Origin of the sequence: Methanohalophilus sp. RSK (genome assembly GCF_003722075.1) — an archaeon.
In the GTDB taxonomy this organism is placed as follows: domain Archaea; phylum Halobacteriota; class Methanosarcinia; order Methanosarcinales; family Methanosarcinaceae; genus Methanohalophilus.
The window spans coordinates 114,240-133,547 of record NZ_RDSK01000009.1; the positions used below are offsets into that span (position 1 = coordinate 114,240).

The window sequence follows — 19,308 nt, forward strand, 5'->3', positions numbered from 1 at the left end:
CTGGAATGCAAATGGGCCATATAATCGTTCTTGGATATGGGGATGTAGGAAAAAGGATTGCAGAAGTACTTGACGAGAACGATATCCCTTTTGTCATTGTTGATTCAAAAGAAGACCTTTTCCTGAGACCGGATTTTGAATATATAGTGGGTAATGGTACGGAAGAAGAAGTACTCAAAAATGCGGGTATCGAGAATGCCTCTACGGTTATAATTTGTCTGAATCACGATACGGATGTTATCTTTGCCACTCTTATCTCCAGAGGATTAAATCCGGAGTCCACAATATTTTCCAGAGCAAATTCAGTCGAATCCATTGACAAAATATACAAAGCAGGAGCCGATTATGTTGCTTCCCTTTCTATAGTTGCCGGCCAGATGCTGGCAAAAATCACTTCTGTTTTTTATGGGGGCGGAGGATACTGCCCGATAGAAGATATAATGCTTTATGAGGGAATTGAAATTGAGCGTCATGTCGTGGGTAAGAGCATGGGAAGAAAGACAATCGGCGAACTTGATCTGTATAGTACTATCGGGTGTCGTGTAATCGGCTATATGCAAGGAGATACGAAAAAGATAGAAGAACTGGATGATGTAGTCCTTGAAAAGGGAGATGTCATATCTGTTGTAGGCACACGCGAGGATATTGCCCGCTTCAAAGAAAGATACAAAGATGTAAAGGATAAGTAAGATATAATGGCTTTAGACCCCTTTCTTCTTACAATACTAATCCTGGGACTTTCCTCCATTTTTGCATTATTGGGAATCGGAGGGGCAGTAATCTATGTACCCCTTTTTTACTGGATTGGTATTGACCTGAGAATAGCAATCCCGCTTGCCCTTCTACTCAATGTGACCACAGCCGGTTCATCTTCATTTACATACCTGAAAAAGAAAGTGATAGATTTTCATACTGCAATTCCTTTCCTTATTTTTTCAGTAATCGGAGCACCAATTGGAACACATATTGGCATGAGAGTTTCTGAGGAGACAATTCTCTTTATTTTCAGTGTTGTAATAGTTCTTGTCGGATTAAGCATGCTCATTAATGGCAAAAAACAAACATACATAGCAGAACCAGCAACCAAAAGGAGACTGCTTTTGGGGTCGCTTGTGGGAGTGGGGGTCGGAATAACTGCGGGGATGCTGGGTATCGGGGGCGGAACTTTCGTGGTACCTCTGCTCCTTGGTCTTGGATATGGGATAAGGGAGGCACCTGCCACGTCATCGCTAATTGTAATGATCTCTTCACTGTCTGGCCTTATCTCCCATCTCAACAATATAGAAATTTCTGGTACTACAATGATTCTATTTGCAACTGCCTCACTGATTGGAAGCCAGTTTGGCTCCCGGATTATGTATACTTCAAAATGGAATCTTGAAACCCTTTCCAGAAAATATTTCAAAAAAATTTTCGGATTGATGCTTATAGTAGTTGCTGTATTGTTGCAATATCGTATCAGTTTTTAAATGCCCTATAGAAAAGTTTAATAGACGTTATCACTATGATAAAGCTGCTCCCTGCGGGCCCGTGGGGTAGCCAGGATATCCTGATGGGCTTCGATGTTACCTAGAAAGGTGCGAAGATACCCATTGACTCGTGTTCGAATCGCGGCGGGCCCGTTCTTTTCTAATTATAATCGAATGTCAGGTACTTATTCATCCAGGTTTATTTCAAATCCTACAACCGGTTGTCCAAGCCCGAAATTGAGTATGACTTGCGGATGAATTTCTCCCATCACACCCACTTTTATACCATTTACCAGAATATCTGCTCTCCTGCCTTCAATAAATGCAGGGTCTTCTGATGCCTTGGCTGAATAGGGAACATTTCGCTCCATCATCATTGAATCAACAATTTCTCTTATCTCCTCGAAATTTGCCAGCGCATGAATGGACGTAGCTGCCAGATGCAGTTTATTTGTACAATCTACGATAGCCTCACCTACCTCAAATATGCGCTGAGGCAGCTCATGGTGCTGGTTCAGGGAAAGAATTTCCAGCTGGTTGGGTAGGAGGGTTGTACGTATCATTGTCTGGTCTTCACTGATGGGATGCATTACAGGCGTCACATCTTCTGTATGGGGCCTCCTCATATTATCAAAGTGCACCTTTTCACTGGTAAGGGTAAATGGCATCACTTCAGAATATCCCAATCCAATCATAATCTCCCTGATATTATCCTGCATCAGGGAAAGGGGGTGTGCCTCACCGGTAGTGGAAGTGGACGGGAATATTGCCTCAATATTGTCAAAACCTACTGAAATTGCAATGTCTTCAATAATGTCATAATTATGCAGGATATCTGCCCTGTAGGGAGGAATTTCTATCTCTACTGCATTGGTGTCTGCAGGTGATGCTGCATAACGCATTTTTCTCAAATGGCCTGCTACTTCCTCTGATGTCAAATCCATACCAACAAGAGATTTTACTTCATCCATTGAAATAATACGTTTTTCCGGTGAGAGATCAGGAGTTATCTTTGATTCCCCGCCGGGATAATTGATCTTAACAGATTCAATCCTGCCTCCACGATCGGCAAGTGCAGCCACAACAATGTTGAGGGCTGTGTAAACTTCGCCACTCAGGCCGGTTACATCTATAAAAAGATCGGTGGTGTTTTTGTCCACCATGGTTAGTGTTCCGTTTATGATAGGTGGGAAAGAAAGCACCTGATCATTAGCATCAAGTATAAGGGGATATTTTGAATAGCCTTCAAGAAGATGGGCAAAACGTGTACCTTTTGGATGTTTTTCAAGAATTTCTGCCAGGTTCATGGGTTCGGTAAAATCGAGAGGAACAAATTCCACCGATGGATCGGCACCTATATACTTAAAAGGTGGTTTGATCCCGGAGAGGTCATGAACCCCGATTGACACTTTCTTGCGGTTCCTCCCCAATCCCCAATGCAGGGATTCCTGCAGGTCCATCAGGGATTTTATTGAAGACTCAGTAAATTTGACCCCTCGGACAATCGCACAACCAAGCACAGGACGGATATTCTTTATATCATCGTCCAGAGATATTTCAACATCTGAATCATTAATATCATATTTTACAGGGCCTGTTTCAATATCCATAAATCCCCGCATTGCCCTGGAAACACCTTCAACACTATATAGATCGGGACGATCGGGGAAGAATTCGATATCAATGGAATTCTCTTCAAGACGTTCGATATCTGCTCCGATCATGGGAACCCTATCTATTATGCTATCCCGGTCAGTACCTGTAAGTTTCTCAAGGTCTTCATAATCCAGTGTTATAATGGGCATGGGGATCTTCCGTTAAGTTGGTCTGTATGCTTGGAAAGTAATGGGTATCTAAGATTTAATGTTTTTCATGGATAGGTCAAAGGAGAATATTATCCATAACTATAATAATGATTATAATATTATTACTTATATACATCTACGCTGCGTTTAGGCTCATAATACCCATAAATAATAATTAATTTCCGGTGACAAAATGAGTGATGAAGATTCCGTAAAAAGGGGTATGGATTATTCAAACAGGGGAGAACTTTCAAAGAACAATAAAAACTCATCCACTGGCAAGCAAGAAGAGTCGGGATTAATGGAACCAAAACGTTTCAAACCCGGCTCCTTCCATAAAAAAGAAGAATCTTCTCAAAAAGATAACTTGTTTATTAAAGAAAAAAAAGATGAAATTATTTTCACACCTTCCAAAGATGAAAAAACCATACGTAGAAAAAATCCACCTTCAAATGAAAACAATGAGGAACAAAGAAAACTATTCGGCGGAGAATCAAATACTTCCGATTCTAACGAGGATTTGCCAAATATATTCACCCCACCCCCAGAAAACGAAACTGCTGACATAAATATTAAAGAGATGCAGGAAAAAATAACTGAAGTCGATGACTCTGAAGAACTAAATAACAGCAGTATGATGAAGACTTCCTTATCTCAAGTTCCTACTGCCACTGATAACACGGAAAATTTATCGGTGGATGAACTGGAAGAGGACGATAAAGAATCAGGCGAAGAGACTGATTCACAGACTAAAATAAAAACAAGTTTCAAAAATATTAATTTCATTCAGAAAATACGTAATCTCCTTGAAAGGGAAATGGAACCAATAGAACAGTATGACCCTGCTATCCATGGCCCCATTACATATTTTGAAGGGATAGCAAATTATGAAGAAATTGAGAGATATTGGCTTGTGGAGCCATTTTGTTTTGTAGTCATTCTTTATAATGAACTCCTCAATGATTATCTGTACCAGATAGTTGAACCAAAATTAGATGAATTTGAGGAAATCTTCCTGACAGAGATTAAAGATCGTTTGCGTGATGTTTTACTCGTGGAAAATATTGACAGACTGGCGGATAAAGAAAAGATACTGGAAGACAAGATACTGATCATCCTTAAGGATTATGCTATAAAATTTACCCCCCTGATGTTGGGAAAAATCATTTACTATGTAAAAAGGGATTTTGTCAGGCTGGGAAAAATTGATCCACTGATGTATGACGAAGGGATAGAAGATATATCAGGTAACGGACACGATAAGCCTGTATTTCTCTATCACAAAAAATACAGCAATATTTCCACCAATATCTACTTTGAAGAAGATGAACTCAATTCTTTTATAATCCAGCTTGCTCAAAAAAGTGGTAAACATATATCTGTAGCCGAGCCAATGATAGATGCTACAATGCCAGATGGGTCCCGTATCCAGATGACTCTGGGTACAACTGTAACCACTCACGGCAGTACCTTCACAATTCGTAAATTCAGTGAAACCCCTATTACACCAATTGACCTTCTTGAATGGGGCACCTTCTCTTCGGCAGGAATGGCGTATCTGTGGCTGTGTATTGAAAATAATAAGAGCCTTATATATGCAGGAGGTACGGCTTCAGGTAAGACTTCATCATTGAATGCAGTCTCCCTGTTCATTCCTGAGAAAGCAAAAATCATTTCCCTTGAAGATACAAGGGAACTTAAATTGCCGCATATTAATTGGATACCGGGAGTTACCAGGGATTCATTTACAGCAGACGAAAGGGGAGCCGTTGATATGTACGACCTGCTGAAAGCGGCGTTGAGACAGAGACCCGAATACCTGCTGGTAGGTGAAGTCAGGGGTAAAGAAGCATTGACATTGTTCCAGGCAATGTCTACAGGCCATACCACATTTTCCACGATGCATGCTGATTCTGTGCCATCGGCAATCCACAGGCTGGAGAATCCTCCAATAAGTGTACCCAGGAACATGATCCAGGCCCTTGACATAATGAGTATTCAGGCACAGACATTTTCAGCAGGTAAACGTGTCAGGAGGAACCTGAAGCTTGTGGAGATCACCGATATAGATCCAAATACCCGCAATATTCGAACCAATGACATATTTACATGGAATTCATCTACTGATTCCTTCAGGCATACTGGTAAATCCAAAGCATTGGACGATATAAAGCTACAAAGGGGCTGGAAAGAAGAAGATATAAAGCGAGAACTGCAAACCCGGCAAAATATACTTGAATATATGTTGGACAATGGCATCCGGGATTTCAAAGAGATTGCTGCCATCATTAAAGAGTACCAGGCAACACCCGAAAAGACCCTTACCAGATTTGGAATGGATCAATAAAATGGTGGGATAAACTTGGATGGATCACAAACTGAAGAAAATGAAACTACAGTTGAGACTGGTGCAATCGATGAATCTACGGATCCTGTCAACAAAATATCCCACCCTGCCAAAACCAAAAAAATGTCGTTCAAACAAAAAATAAAAAACTCTTCCAGACATCTGAAAACACGTTTCAAATTAAATGGTAGAAGCAACTCAGAGAAAGAGTATGGTCAAATTCTTTTTGACCTTGCCAAAAAGATCCCTTTTGCCCTGCTGGGAGAAAGGGTTAAAGAAAAAGGTGACAGGTATTCAAATCTCCAGCTCCAGCTCAAACAGGCCCGAATTCCTGTGTCTTATGAGATGTATGTATCAGCAGGGATATTTTATTCTGTTGTTGCAGGGATATTCGGGGCTTTGCTGGGACTTTTATTTGCTTATCTTATTTTCACCATCATAGGATTACCCGATCAACTCACCGGCATCCAGATTAATTCATCGTTTGCATGGTTGCTGGCTTACAGGGATATTATAATAGGCTTTTTTATTGTAGTTTTCCTGACCCTTGTGCTGGGAGGTATAACTTATGTTCTTTTCATGTTTTATCCGGCATTCCAGGCTGGTGAGAGGAAAAATAATATCGATCAACAGCTCCCCTATGCAGTAACTTTTATGTACGCACTAACGCGAGGTGGGATGAATATCCTGGATGTATTCAAATCCCTTGCAAAAGCAGAAGATACCTATGGGGAAGTGGCTGTCGAAGTCGATACCATTGTGAAGGATATGGAATATTTTGGGCATGATATCAGAACAGCACTGACAAATATATCCAGTACTACCCCTTCAGACAGGTTTCAGGATTTAATATACAATCTTGTTACAATAATAGATAGTGGAGGAGACATAGCAAAATATTTCCAGGATAAATCAGACCAGTATTTGCAAAAAAGTATGGTAGACCAGAAAGGTTTCCTGGAAACACTGGCATTGCTTTCTGAATCATATGTAACCGCATTTGTGGCCGGTCCACTGTTTATAATAATAATGGGAGTTATGATGATTATTATGGGTTCCGGCTCAAAATCAATGGTATATGCAATCATATATGCCGTCCTCCCCATCGGTTCCCTCATGTTTGTTGTTATGATCAGCATAATAACACCTGGCGAGATAGGGGAACCAAAGTTACTCAAGACCAATGCTACATATGATCATGGAATCCCCGAAGTGCCTCTACACCTCCAGCCGGTTTATGACGAAAACGGGGAAGTTATAGAAGAAAACGAGGACAAGGTAAACAAACGTGGATATTTTGAAAGTTTCATCAAATCAAAAAAGCAACTTCAATATAAGAAGTATATAAGGAATCCTTTAAAACCAATGCTTGAAAAGCCCGAATATACACTGTTTATAACGGGCCCGATTGGGGCATGTATAATAATAATTCCCCTCCTGCTCAATATGAATAATGGTGGATTACCTTCTGATATAATTGATTTTATTGATGATTATCTTGTATTTGGATTTTTTGCAACAGTTGTCCCCCTGACAATATTCTATGAAAAGAAAAATCGGCGCAAGAAGAAACTGGAACAAAATATTCCTGATCTGTTGAAAAAACTGGCCAGCACTAACGAAACCGGGATGACATTACAGGATTCAATAAAGCTTATGTCAAGAAAGGAAACTGATACTCTCAGCCAGGAAATAAAAAAGGTATGGAGGGATATTTCCTGGGGAGTAAACATAAATGACAGTCTTGTCAGGTTTGCAAATCGACTGAGGACCCAGGTTGTGGCAAGGTCATTTACCCTTATTACCAAGGCCAATGAATCCAGTGGAGATATAGGCCAGGTTTTACTTGTAGCATCCCGTGATGCATCATCAGAACAGGATATGAAGCGGGAACGTTCAATGAGCATGATGATTTATATAGTAATTATCTACATTGCTTTTCTTGTTTTTGTAGGGGTGATCTATGTAATATCCACTACATTCCTGACAGAAATGGCAAATGCGGGTGCAAAAATGGCTGCTTCCGGAACACAGGGAAGTTTCCTTTCGAGTTTTAACCTGGATGAGTATACTAGATTGTTCAAACATGCCTGTCTGATACAGGGACTGAGTTCCGGCCTGATGGCAGGAGCAATGGGTGAAGGAAAAGTCCTTGCCGGATTGAAACATTCAATAGTGATGATGACAATTGCTTACGTTATCTTTACCTTATTTATCTGAAGATGAGGACAACTATGAAAATTGCGGGAATCGATGAAGCTGGCAAAGGACCGGTAATCGGGCCAATGTGTGTTGCCGGTGTTATTATGGATGAATCAAATATAAATGCCCTGAAGAACCTGGGTGTGGCAGACTCAAAAAAACTATCTCCTAAAAAAAGGGAAAATCTCGCCCGCCAAATACGTAAATATGCAGATGGGATATTTATTCAGGAAATAGAAGCCTGCCAGATAGATGAACTACGCAACATAATGAGCATGAATGATATCATGGTAAGGGGTTTTTCAAGTGTCCTCGAAAACCTGAAACCTGATATAGCATATGTGGATGCTGCGGATGTAAATGCAGAAAGGTTCGGCAAGAGACTTCTTGCTGCATATGAAAAAAAACATGAAGGAGAAAAAAAGCCGGAAATCGTATCCGAGCATCGTGCCGATGATATATATCCGATAGTATCTGCTGCATCCATTATTGCAAAAGTCAGAAGAGATGAGCTTATCGGAAATATTAAAACATCTATCAATAAAGATTTTGGAAGCGGTTATCCATCAGACCCAAAAACTAAAAAATTCCTTCAGGAGTGGATAGATAAAAATGGGAATTTACCCGATTTTGTCAGGCATTCCTGGAAAACCGCTGCAAAACTAAAAGGAAGCAGATGATTATTTCCGGCCAGATTCAATCATCGACTTAAACATCAAAAGACCATCATCAGCACCCATAATTGTCTCCGATGCTCGTTCGGGATGTGGCATCATACCCAGTACATTGCCGGTTTTATTTGTGATACCTGCGATGTTATGACGTGAACCGTTTGGGTTGACAGCTTCGGTAGGGTTGCCGTTTTCATCTACATACCTAAATACAACCTGATTATTATCCTCCAGCTGTTGCAGGGACGGATCATCATGGTAGTATTTGCCATCCTTATGTGCAATAGGGATGCGGATTACCTGACCCTTTTCATACATTGAAGTAAAGGGGGTATTCGTATTTTCCACCCTCAGGTAAGACCATTCACATTTGAACTTGGGATAACTGTTTGTTGTAAGGGCTCCTTCCAGCAGACCTGATTCAGTAAGTATCTGGAAACCGTTGCATATTCCCATCACTGGCTTGCCATTGTCGGCCATTTTTCTCACAGCATCCATTATAGGTGTCCTTGAAGCAATAGCACCTGATCTCAGATAGTCACCATATGAAAAACCACCCGGGATTACAGCGGCCTCATAGTCATCAAGTTTTTCTTCTTTATACCAGACAAGTTCGGCATCAATTCCAAGGACATCCTGCAAGACGTGCAGGACATCATTATCACAATTGCTTCCACCGAACTGTATGATGGCAACAGTCATTCTATTTCCCTCAGGTCAATCGAGTAATCATGAATTATAGGATTTGCAATCAGCTTCTGGCACATTTGGTCAACAAGGTCACGGGCATTTTCTTCAGATTCTGCCTTAAGTTCAATGACATACCTTTTGGTGCTTTTAACGCTCTCTGCATTATAGCCCAGGTGTCCCAGAGCACGTTTTATAGTAGTTCCTTCAGGGTCCAGCATACCGGCCTTTAGATTGATGGTGACTTCTGCCTCATATAGCATATTAATCCTCAGCTGTGATTGTAAAGTAATCCAATCCTAGACATAAATGATTTGTTATATAATCTCTTCTATAGGCGCTGTTTTGCCCCCATTACCCGTTGTATAAAAGTAATATGGGTCAAGATTGCAATAAGTGCAAGCGCTTGCAGGAGGAAACCTGAAAGGGCGCCGATGATAAGAATTATAATTCTTTCTGATCTTTCTGCCACCCCTATGTCAAGTTTGGGTGCACCTGCTGCTTCGGCACGTGCGCGTGTGTAACTTACAAGATATGAGCCGATCATTGCAAAGATACACCAAATCCAGCCCTCTATAAAAAATCCGGTCCCCTGAATTGTGTTGTTTACAAAACCATAAATCAAACCTGCAAAAACAATAGCATCTGCATAACGATCGCATACCGAATCAAGTACCCCTCCAAAAGCCGATGTTGTGCCACTGGCACGTGCAACGGCCCCGTCCAAAACATCAAGTACCCCTCCAAGAATTAAAAAAAGGGCACCGTATAAAAGATCGCCTTTTGCGAATTCAAAAGCTGCCAGAAAACTTACAAAAAGCCCAATATATGTGATGGCATCGGGAGAGAGGGGGATTCTGGACGCAAATGGCAATACAGAATGACGTATGGAGTTTTTTAAATTACCAAGTATTTCCATCCCTCTTCATAAATTGGTAGTATGATCGTAGAGATATTGGGATTTCACATATATAAAATTAAACACAAATAATGGGTACTTAGTAATTGGATGCTTGTTTTTTTTGCTGATTAAGCATGGATATTGCTTTTTTCAGGTAATTTTTTGCTTCTTCACATTCCGGATCAAGATTTAGTACATTAGAAAAGCATCGTGTCGCTTCATCATATGCCCCTTTTAAGAAATGTGATATGCCCCGACAGTTCCACAAAATGGTTTTCTTTTCAGCAGAATCCGTTTCCCTGACGTTTATATGTTCATAACACACAAGGGCTTCTTCATATCTTTCCATAGTACAGAACATCATGCCTTTATTCAGCCATGCATTATCATAATCTGGATCGATCCCGGTGGACCTGTCAAAGCACTCAATCGCTTTTTCTGGCTATTTCAACTAGGAATAGACTATACCTCTATTGTACCAGATATCAGGATTATTTCCATCAAGTTCAAGAGCATTATCAAAACAACGGATGGCTTCCTGATATTCTGTCAGGTCACTGTGGGCAATACCTTTATTTGTCCATACAAGGGCAATCGCTTCGTTATCCCATATCAGGGAATCTTTTTCCACTTCGAGAACGCGCGAGTAGCAACGAATCTTGTCTTCAGGATATTCGGCATGAAAACCAAGCTGAAACCATTTTTCTGCCGCCATTCCTTCCATATATAGTATGCTCCTGACCATGCCAGATATAAAATATAAGTACAAATATAAGGTAACTGGAAGTATAAAATACTTATTATCTATCCTATATCACCCCAAAAAGGACAGCATATAATTCAATTTTGTAGAATTTACAGACATAATAATTAGTGAAACATATATTAATTGCAGTCTTTAATCATACTTTTCTGAAATACTGACGTGATGTAACTGGCAAATTTATATTGTGCGACTTTCCTATGGGGATTGTAGGCAAATAGAAAGCTATAAATTTTTTGGCTCCATTATATAGAGCGAAAATGGAATTATGGATAGGCTTCCAATCACTGATTCGACTTTATGGGGGGAAGAATCAGGATAACAAAAAGCATATTCATAGGTTTATAGGACCAAACATCATCCATAAACGGGGGGTATTAAATGGATTTCCATCAGGAGGATATTGCTACAATACATGATTTTTGCATTGATGTCAATAAACTTGAAGAAAAGATCAAGCAACTTGAAAAAAAACGACCTGCTTGCCTGATTATACCGATATTATACGAGGAAGTCGAAAAACGACCCCTCCAACAAATCGTGGAGGCATTAAACAGATGCGACTGTGTTAAACAGATAATTATTCCAATGGCAGCGGACAACCCTGAGCAGTACAGGAAGGCTGCGGAATTTTTCAAGCAACTAAAACCCGATCACATGTTGATATGGTGTAACGGTAAAAGGATTCAAAAGATCATTGATGATATGAAAGAGATTGATCTTGACCTTACAGGGTTCAGGGGTAAAGGTATGGATGCCTGGTTGGGACTGGGCGTTGCCAGCCTGAATTCTTATGCAATTGCCCTGCATGACGCGGATATTGTCAATTACACATCTGCCATTCCGTTAAAACTTCTTTATCCTATAGTCAGTCGCGATCTGAATTTCTTTTTCAACAAAGGTTATTATGCAAGGGTGAACCTGGACAAAAAAACTATGCATGGACGTGTTTATCGTCTCTTTGTCCATCCCTTGATGGATACCCTGCACAAGGAACTGCAATGTGATTCAGAAATTCTGGACTATTTCAGGTCTTTCCGCTACACCCTCTCCGGCGAATTTGCAATGACAAGCGATCTTGCACTCAACATAAGGATTCCGGCCGATTGGGGGCTTGAAGTCGGATTGCTTGCAGAAGTCTACCGCAATGCCACTTTCAAAAGAGTATGCCAGACAGATCTTGGGTTTTATGATCACAAACACAAAGAACTTGGCCAAGACCGCACTGAAGGGCTCTGCAAGATGACCGGCGATATTTTTTCAACATTTTTGCGTATAATCACAGAATCATCAACCACTCCTATATCCCATTCCTTTTTACATAGTGTACAGGTGAAATATAAGAGAAGAGGGCAGGACCTTATAAGGAAATATTATACTGATGCCCTTTTCAATGGCCTCAACTTTAACCGTCACGAAGAGGAAACCTATGTGGATATGTTCTCAAAGGTAATCATGAAATCCGGGGAAGAATACCTTGACAAACCCCATGATATGCTGTTGCCAGCCTGGACAAGGGTGCTCTCCGCAATACCTGATCTCAGGGAACAAATATGTTATGCAGCACGCGAGGATGCCAGGGAATTTAATGGTAATGTTTTTTGAGAATTAGATTATAGATTGAAAAGTCAGGTTTAAATAACAAATACAGCGCATATCATTACCATGATATCCCGGAAAGTAGCAGATATACCACCCTTTTATGTGATGGAAGTGCTGGAAAGAGCACAGCAACTTGAGGCACAGGGCAGGAGTATTATTCATCTGGAGATTGGGGAACCGGATTTTCCCACTGCCCCTCATATATGTGAAGCTGCCCGTAATGCCCTGGATGGCTGCAATACAACCTACACACATAGTCAGGGGATACCCGAACTAAGAGAGGCAATCGCTGAAGACTACAACACACGTTTTAACCTTGATATCGACCCATCACAGGTAGTTGTCACTTCTGGCACCAGTCCGGCCCTTATGTTGAGTTTCATGGCGCTTGTTGATGAAGGGATGAAGGTAGCGATGTCCAATCCTCATTATGCATGTTATCCCAATTTCGTCAAAGGCATTGGGGGCAAGGCAGTTCTGGTTCCTACAAAAGAGGAAGAAGGCTATTGCCTGAATTCTGATAACCTCTCTACAAATATTGGTGCTGATACAGCTGCTATTCTTATGAATAGTCCCTCCAACCCTGCAGGTTATCTGATGCCTCCAAAAGAGATGGAGTCAATTGCGGATCTGGCAGGAGATATCCCGATAATTTCCGATGAGGTTTACCAGGGACTTGTGTACGGCAATGCAGAAGACCACAGCATACTGGAATATACGGATAATGCAATCGTATTAAATGGTTTTTCCAAAAAATACTGCATGACAGGCTGGAGACTGGGTTACATGATCGTGCCTCCTAACATGATTCGATTGATCCAGAAAATGCAGCAGAATTTCTTCATATGCGCCAACAATTTTGTCCAGCACGCCGGTGTGGCAGCGCTCACAGGTCCACAGGACCATGTGAAATCAATGGTTGAGACCTATGACAAACGTCGTGTTTACATGCTGGAAAAACTCAAAAGTATCGGGTTTGGCGTTAATTATACTCCAAATAGTGCCTTCTATATTCTGGCTGATGCAGGTAAATTTACCAGGAATTCACTTGAATTCAGCAGGCAGGTTCTGGAAGAAACCGGAGTGGCCATCACACCTGGAATCGACTTTGGGTCCGGTGGAGAAGGCCATGTGAGATTCTCGTATGCCAACAGTTTAGGAAATATAGAAAAAGGAATGGAAAGACTTGATTCTTTCCTTAACGGGTAATCTTGCTTTTCTGGCGCTTACGCAGCATCTTTTCGGTTTCGATCACAAAGAACACAGAACTGGCGATTACTACTATAATTACCCAGTCAACCAACCTTAAAGGTGCTGTGTCAAGGATACCATTAATCAATGGGTTATAGGTTATCAACAACTGTAGCAGGATTACCACAATCACCCCGGCCAACATTGTCATGTTGGAGAATAGACGGCCAAATGTATTTTCATAAATGGATTTTGAACTGAAAAGATAGAAGATCTCAAAGAATACAATGGTATTCAACGCAATGGTCTGTGCTGTAGCTACCGGGGTTTTCTGGTCATTAATCTCAAAGAAGAACAAAACGAATGCTGCCGTGACCATCAACAGAGCAACCAGGACTATCCTCTGCTTTATTACCGGCAGTAAAAGCGGCTCTTCAGGCGGACGTGGATGTCTTCTCAATAACAGAGATTCCTTCGGTTCAAAGACGATGGGTACACCCAGACCGATTGCTGTTACAGTATTAATCCACAATATATGTAAAGGCAAGAGAGGAGGAGTGGTAATTCCCAGCAGCACTGCAGCCATAACAGCAAGTCCCTCGGCGGCATTGGTGGGCAATACCCATAAAATTACCTTCTGGATTTTGTCGTAAACATCTCTGCCTTCCTCCACAGCATTTACAATGGAAGCAAAATTATCATCTGCAAGTACCATGTCCGAGGCTTCCTTGGCAACCTCTGTACCGGATTTACCCATTGCAACTCCTATATCTGCCCTTTTGAGGGCTGGTGCATCATTTATTCCGTCTCCCGTGACGGCCACAACCTCTCCCTGCTCCTGCAGCAACCTGACAATACGGGATTTATCGTCCGGAGAAGTACGCGCAAAGACAGAAACATTTTTTAATTTTTCATGCAGGTGCTCATCCGACATGCTGTCAAGTTCTGAACCTGTAAGTACACCTTCTGTGGTTATTCCGAGTTGATTTGCGATACTCTGAGCTGTGAGGCCATGATCCCCCGTTATCATAATTACACGGATACCGGCTGTTTTGCATTTTTTGATAGCATCCCTGACCTCTTCCCGGGGAGGATCACGCATTCCCTGCAGCCCCAGGAAAACAAGATCAGCAATATCCTCTTCCTTTACTTCTTTCCTGTCAGATCCCACTTCCCGGTATGCCATTGCAATAACCCGCAAGCTTTTAGATGCCATATTTGAAGCAACTTCAAGTATTTCGGTCGGATCAAAAACCTCATCATCTCCGTACGTTGAGGAGCACATCCTGATTATTGTTTCAGGTGAGCCTTTTACAAAAATTATATTGGATTTTTCATCCTTTTCGTGAAGGGTGGCCATAAATCGGTTTTCGGATTCAAAGGGTAGGGAATCAATACTGGGTAAATGGAAAGATGATGCTTTCAAAGCAGATACCAGCAGCGCCCCTTCTGTGGGGTCACCAACCACACCTCCTTCTTCACGCAGATACGCATCGTTACACAGGGAACCTGCCTTAAGAGTCTCCATCAGGGAACCATAATCATGAGGGGAAACTTGCACTCCTTCGCTGGCAAAGATCCCTTGGGGCGAATAACCTTCACCTGTAACATCAAACCAGCCTTCAGAGGTGTATATGGTTGTTACGGTCATTTGATTCATAGTCAGCGTGCCTGTCTTATCGGAGCATATGGCAGTAGCTGCTCCCAGTGTTTCCACGGAGGGCAGGTTTCTTATGATAGCATTCATTGAGGCCATGGATTTTACCCCTATAGCCAGTGATATGGTGATAAGAGCAGGCAGACCCTGGGGTATGGCTGCAACTGCAAGACTGACTGAGGCCAGGAAGATTTCCAGATACTCAAAGCCTTGCAGACGCCCAATAATAAATGTCAGGACTGAAACAAAAATTATGACAACAAACAGTAATTTGCTCAGGTGATTGATAGTGCGTATCAGGGGAGTGGAAATACTTTCCGATTCCTTGAGGAGTTCTGAGATCTTGCCTATCTCAGTACGGGGCCCGGTTGCCACCACCACACCATAGCCAACACCCTGCGTTACAAGAGTGGCTGAGAAAGCCATATTTTTCTGGTCTGCAAGTGGTACGTCCTCACCGGAAATGGCTGTGGTTTTCTTTTCAACCGCCATGGATTCGCCGGTAAGAGCTGATTCATCGATACGCAGGTTCTTGGCCTGGAAAAGCCTGACATCGGCAGGCACTCTTGCACCGGCATCAAAGAGCACCGCATCCCCTACCACCAGTTCTCGACTGGGGATGACTTTGCGCTGTCCGTTGCGCAGTACAGTAGCTTCGGGACGCATCATCCGGGCAAGGGATTCCAGAGCGTTTTCAGCCTTTTTTTCCTGCACAAAACCAATTATTGCATTAGCCAGCACCACTCCGGCAATCACAGCAGTATCTGCATATTCCCTTAAGAAGAACGTGACTATTGCAGCAGCGATCAACACATAGATCAATGGGCTTGCAAATTGTCTGGCAAAAAGATACAGTGGACCATGTTTCTTTTTTGCCTCAACTTCATTGTACCCGTAGGTAGATAAGCGGAAAGATGCTTCATCTTCACTTAAGCCTTCCTTATTGCTTTCAAGGAGAGAAAAGGTCTCCTCTGTATTAACACGATACCACTTAACCTCCCCATTCATAAAAAAAGAAGGGAATTATGGAGTTAAAGTTTTTGTGATTGGACTAACACCCCCCACGAACCTCCATCTGAATAACAGGTGTAACATTGAGACATGTACCAATATGTATATAAATAACTGAAATTATGCACCACGGTGAAATAGAATAGGGACAAATATAATCAAACAGGGTGTGAAGATGGCTGAAAGACAAGTTGAAAGTGTACTTATAGAAATTCCAAAGGGAAGTCGAAATAAATATGAGTATGACAAGGAAAAAGAAATGATAAAGTTTGACAGGATGCTTTTCTCTTCAATGGTTTATCCCTGTGATTATGGTTTCTTTCCCGACACTCTCGCCCTTGACGGGGATCCCTTAGATGCACTGGTATTGACATGGGAACCTACCTTCCCCGGTTGTTTGATAGACGTGCACCCTGTCGCATTGTTTGATATGATGGACGATAAAGGCAGAGATGAAAAGATACTATGTGTTCCGGAAAGTGACCCCTTGTGGATACACATAGAAACGATAGATCAAGTACCACCCCATCTTTTAAAGGAAATTACTCATTTTTTTGAGACGTATAAAAACTTAGAAAATAAAGATGTGGAGATAATAGGATGGAAAAGTCTGGAAAAAGCAATCAATGTAATAAAAGAAGCTAAAAACAGATACATAAACCAAAGGTAACTTTCTGCAGGTAATTCCTATTAACTTTTACACTTAGTTAAAAAATAGAGACGCTGAGGGGGAGATTCGAACTCCCGAGGGGTCAAGCCCCACAAGCTTTCCAGGCTTGCGCCGTACCGCTAGACTACCTCAGCAAATATGATTTCATGTACGCTGCATACGTTTTGTATTCCAGCGACTCGGATAAACATCTGCATCCATTATTACTCTTTCGGTGATAGCAGCAATTCCGCTGGATAAAGCCAGGATTTCAGAGGAGTCCATTGATGCTTTTGCAAGAGCAACAACTTCACCTTTCAAACTAAAAACGGCAACATCAGCCTTTTTTTGGACATCCGAATCTAAACCGACAATACCCGGTACGGTAAGTGCTGCCCCATGACAAATCGCACTCACGGCGGAATCACGGATTGTGATGTGTGGCAGGTGTACAAGAGCTTCCTCCATTGGCCTGATAATACGACGCAAGTGCTCTTCATCACCATTTTCCTGCCAGAATACAAAAGCGTCTTTCAGGTCATGCAGAGTGACAAGCGATGACTCATCAAATGGTCCTGTGCCAACCCTTCTGAGCTGTTGCATATGGGCCCCACAACCAATCACAAGCCCGATATCATGACAGAGTTTGCGTATATAGGTTCCTGCCTCACATCTAACCCTGAAAAGGACAAGATTGTCTTCAACTTCCAGCACATCCAGGGAATAGATATTGCGTGTCCTGATAGCACGCTTGACTGCCGAAACTACAGGAGGGGTCTGGTATATAGGACCGGTAAATTCATCGCAGACCTTCCGCACACGTTCTTCAGGAACATTTTCATGGAGGCGCATAAGACAGATATATTCCTTGGCTGAAAGGCGAAGTGCGGAGACAGCTTTTGTTGCCTTACCCAGCATAATGGGCAAGACCCCTGTCACCCGTGGATCCAGTGAACCTGAATGGCCTGCCCTGGGAAGTTCAAGCATATCCCTGACCCACGCAGTGACCTCATGACTTGTAGGCCCGGCGGGTTTGTCAAGGTTTACCACTCCCATCCTGATGTAAAAAGAGAGAGGACGCTTAAGAGGAGGATAACCATATGACGGATCTGTATGAGCATCTCCTTTGAGAATATATTCCCTTTGTCGGGTTAAATCGTAATCAAAATTAATATTATTCATTAAAAAACCCACCCAGATTATCAATTGCAGTCTTTAATAGATCACATATCTGGTATTGGTTCCAACGGGTTGACTCGATCACCAGATCATAGATTGAAAGGTCATTTATATCTATATCATAAATTTCGCGATATCTCAAAGCTTCGGAAGATTCCCTTTCTATTGTTTCGTTGAGTTTTGCTTCAAAAGAAGAACCTTCACGCCCAACGATACGTTCAACACGGACCTTTCGGGATGCTTTAAGCCATATACACAGTGCTTCATCGCCTGCCATATGACCGGCCAGCCTGCCTTCCAGAATAATGTTATCCCGGCTTAAAGCAATATCTTGCTGCCTCTCATCAATCATCCTGTCTATTGCAGGATCGGATTCGGCAAGTTTTCCAAATTCCCCCAGACTCATAGAATGTTCTTTTGCAAGAGTGCGGAAAACGTCACCTGCTGAAATCATTTCGATGTCGTAATGTGAGGCGAGCATCCGGGATACGGTGGTGGTTCCACTGCCCGGAAGACCGCTTATCGTAACAAGCATTCACACGCCACCGATATCCAGAGCCTTTCGTATAACCTGGCTGATAGCCAGAGAAGCGATAAAATACCAGAATATCCAGTACTGGATAGGTCCGATTATGGTATTTGTCAAAAGGGTCTCACCCATGAAAGGAAATGTAAGAACAGCATTCCCATGCTGACTTATGTAGTAATAGGCCCACATGAACAGTGGAATAGATATGATACTAATATAGGCCATTGGTTTGAACTGCTGCTTGGACATTTCCATCTGATCAGACATCATATCCTTACGCTGCTCATCCAGCTTATTGATCATGTAATTGTTCTGGGCCAACTGCGCTTCACGATACTCCTTCTGGAAAGCTTTCATACGCTCCTGGGTATTGCGCATCAGTTCCCAGTCAATGGTATATTTCTGGATAAGAGAAGCATAGAGAGCAGTAATGGAAGCCATTATAAACAGCATAACATGGAAATTACCCTCACCAACCAGCATAATAATTGGGTGCATAATAATTCCGACAACGGACCCGATTATTTGCCTACCTTCCTGTCCAACCAGAACGATCCCAAGCATAAGAGATATACCTACAGCTAGGACAAATCTTTCAAGCAGCTGTTTTAATTTTGCATTTTCCAAGGCAACCATCACCGACAT

At 42.0% G+C, this 19,308-nt stretch carries 18 protein-coding genes and 2 tRNA genes; 9 read left to right on the plus strand and 11 right to left on the minus strand.

Going from position 1 to position 19,308, the window contains the following annotated elements:
* Positions 1-5: 5 nt before the first annotated feature.
* From EFE42_RS03520 to EFE42_RS03530, 3 genes are all read left to right on the plus strand, one after another.
* Positions 6-689, plus strand: coding sequence for a TrkA family potassium uptake protein (locus EFE42_RS03520; protein WP_123135941.1), 684 nt, complete (start codon positions 6-8; stop codon positions 687-689).
* Positions 690-695: 6 nt separating this feature from the next.
* A complete protein-coding gene (locus EFE42_RS03525; protein ID WP_123135942.1) occupies positions 696-1,469 on the plus strand; it encodes a sulfite exporter TauE/SafE family protein in 774 nt (257 codons plus the stop codon).
* Positions 1,470-1,524: 55 nt separating this feature from the next.
* Positions 1,525-1,622 (plus strand) — tRNA-Arg (locus tag EFE42_RS03530).
* Between the two features lie 32 nt (positions 1,623-1,654).
* Here EFE42_RS03530 and pheT read toward each other — a convergent pair.
* Complete coding sequence (pheT, locus tag EFE42_RS03535) at positions 1,655-3,274, minus strand: phenylalanine--tRNA ligase subunit beta (RefSeq protein ID WP_123135943.1); 1,620 nt, start codon at positions 3,272-3,274, stop codon at positions 1,655-1,657.
* A 193-nt stretch (positions 3,275-3,467) separates the two neighbouring features.
* Between pheT and EFE42_RS03540 the strand changes: the two genes are divergently transcribed.
* Genes EFE42_RS03540 through rnhB form a run of 3 tightly spaced genes read left to right on the plus strand, consistent with a single transcriptional unit; the run spans position 3,468 to position 8,503 of the window.
* The gene (locus EFE42_RS03540; RefSeq protein ID WP_123135944.1) at positions 3,468-5,621 is read left to right on the plus strand and encodes an ATPase, T2SS/T4P/T4SS family; all 2,154 of its coding nucleotides are present in this window, start codon (positions 3,468-3,470) and stop codon (positions 5,619-5,621) included.
* Between the two features lie 15 nt (positions 5,622-5,636).
* Positions 5,637-7,841: a type II secretion system F family protein gene (locus EFE42_RS03545; protein ID WP_233564705.1), complete on the plus strand. Its 2,205-nt coding sequence runs from the start codon at positions 5,637-5,639 to the stop codon at positions 7,839-7,841.
* Between the two features lie 14 nt (positions 7,842-7,855).
* On the plus strand, positions 7,856-8,503 hold the full coding sequence (gene rnhB, locus EFE42_RS03550) for a ribonuclease HII (protein ID WP_123135946.1): 648 nt from the start codon (positions 7,856-7,858) through the stop codon (positions 8,501-8,503).
* On the opposite strand, the gene purQ is transcribed toward rnhB, so the two are convergent.
* From purQ to EFE42_RS03575, 5 genes are all read right to left on the minus strand, one after another.
* The gene (gene purQ / locus EFE42_RS03555) at positions 8,504-9,196 is read right to left on the minus strand and encodes a phosphoribosylformylglycinamidine synthase I (RefSeq protein WP_123135947.1); all 693 of its coding nucleotides are present in this window, start codon (positions 9,194-9,196) and stop codon (positions 8,504-8,506) included.
* Positions 9,193-9,444: a phosphoribosylformylglycinamidine synthase subunit PurS gene (purS, locus tag EFE42_RS03560; protein WP_123135948.1), complete on the minus strand. Its 252-nt coding sequence runs from the start codon at positions 9,442-9,444 to the stop codon at positions 9,193-9,195. Before purS ends, purQ begins: the two co-directional genes overlap by 4 nt.
* Before the next feature lie 68 nt (positions 9,445-9,512).
* Complete coding sequence (locus tag EFE42_RS03565) at positions 9,513-10,100, minus strand: CDP-alcohol phosphatidyltransferase family protein (RefSeq protein WP_199724077.1); 588 nt, start codon at positions 10,098-10,100, stop codon at positions 9,513-9,515.
* A 79-nt stretch (positions 10,101-10,179) separates the two neighbouring features.
* The gene (locus EFE42_RS03570; RefSeq protein WP_123135949.1) at positions 10,180-10,446 is read right to left on the minus strand and encodes a tetratricopeptide repeat protein; all 267 of its coding nucleotides are present in this window, start codon (positions 10,444-10,446) and stop codon (positions 10,180-10,182) included.
* 87 nt (positions 10,447-10,533) lie between these two features.
* On the minus strand, positions 10,534-10,806 hold the full coding sequence (locus EFE42_RS03575) for a tetratricopeptide repeat protein (protein ID WP_158599184.1): 273 nt from the start codon (positions 10,804-10,806) through the stop codon (positions 10,534-10,536).
* Between the two features lie 420 nt (positions 10,807-11,226).
* On the opposite strand from EFE42_RS03575, the gene gpgS reads away from it, so the two are divergent.
* Positions 11,227-12,450, plus strand: a complete 1,224-nt coding sequence (gene gpgS, locus EFE42_RS03580) for a glucosyl-3-phosphoglycerate synthase (protein WP_123135951.1) — start codon at positions 11,227-11,229, stop codon at positions 12,448-12,450.
* A gap of 60 nt (positions 12,451-12,510) precedes the next feature.
* Positions 12,511-13,656, plus strand: a complete 1,146-nt coding sequence (locus tag EFE42_RS03585) for a pyridoxal phosphate-dependent aminotransferase (RefSeq protein ID WP_123135952.1) — start codon at positions 12,511-12,513, stop codon at positions 13,654-13,656.
* Here the strand turns inward: EFE42_RS03585 and EFE42_RS03590 are convergent.
* Complete coding sequence (locus EFE42_RS03590; RefSeq protein WP_123135953.1) at positions 13,646-16,303, minus strand: HAD-IC family P-type ATPase; 2,658 nt, start codon at positions 16,301-16,303, stop codon at positions 13,646-13,648. The two genes, EFE42_RS03585 and EFE42_RS03590, sit on opposite strands and share 11 nt — an antisense overlap.
* 178 nt (positions 16,304-16,481) lie before the next feature.
* On the opposite strand from EFE42_RS03590, the gene EFE42_RS03595 reads away from it, so the two are divergent.
* Positions 16,482-16,976 (plus strand): inorganic diphosphatase, encoded by a 495-nt coding sequence (locus EFE42_RS03595; protein WP_123135954.1) that lies wholly within the window; start codon positions 16,482-16,484, stop codon positions 16,974-16,976.
* Between the two features lie 51 nt (positions 16,977-17,027).
* On the opposite strand, the gene EFE42_RS03600 is transcribed toward EFE42_RS03595, so the two are convergent.
* From EFE42_RS03600 to EFE42_RS03615, 4 genes are all read right to left on the minus strand, one after another.
* Positions 17,028-17,110: transfer RNA gene (locus tag EFE42_RS03600), tRNA-Ser, on the minus strand.
* A 10-nt stretch (positions 17,111-17,120) separates the two neighbouring features.
* The gene (locus EFE42_RS03605) at positions 17,121-18,137 is read right to left on the minus strand and encodes an RNA-guided pseudouridylation complex pseudouridine synthase subunit Cbf5 (protein WP_233564706.1); all 1,017 of its coding nucleotides are present in this window, start codon (positions 18,135-18,137) and stop codon (positions 17,121-17,123) included.
* On the minus strand, positions 18,130-18,669 hold the full coding sequence (gene cmk / locus EFE42_RS03610) for a (d)CMP kinase (protein WP_123135955.1): 540 nt from the start codon (positions 18,667-18,669) through the stop codon (positions 18,130-18,132). Before cmk ends, EFE42_RS03605 begins: the two co-directional genes overlap by 8 nt.
* Positions 18,670-19,299 carry a DUF106 domain-containing protein gene (locus EFE42_RS03615; protein ID WP_233564707.1) on the minus strand — a complete coding sequence of 210 codons (630 nt, stop codon included), beginning with the start codon at positions 19,297-19,299 and terminating at the stop codon, positions 18,670-18,672.
* Between the last annotated feature and the right edge of the window lie 9 nt (positions 19,300-19,308).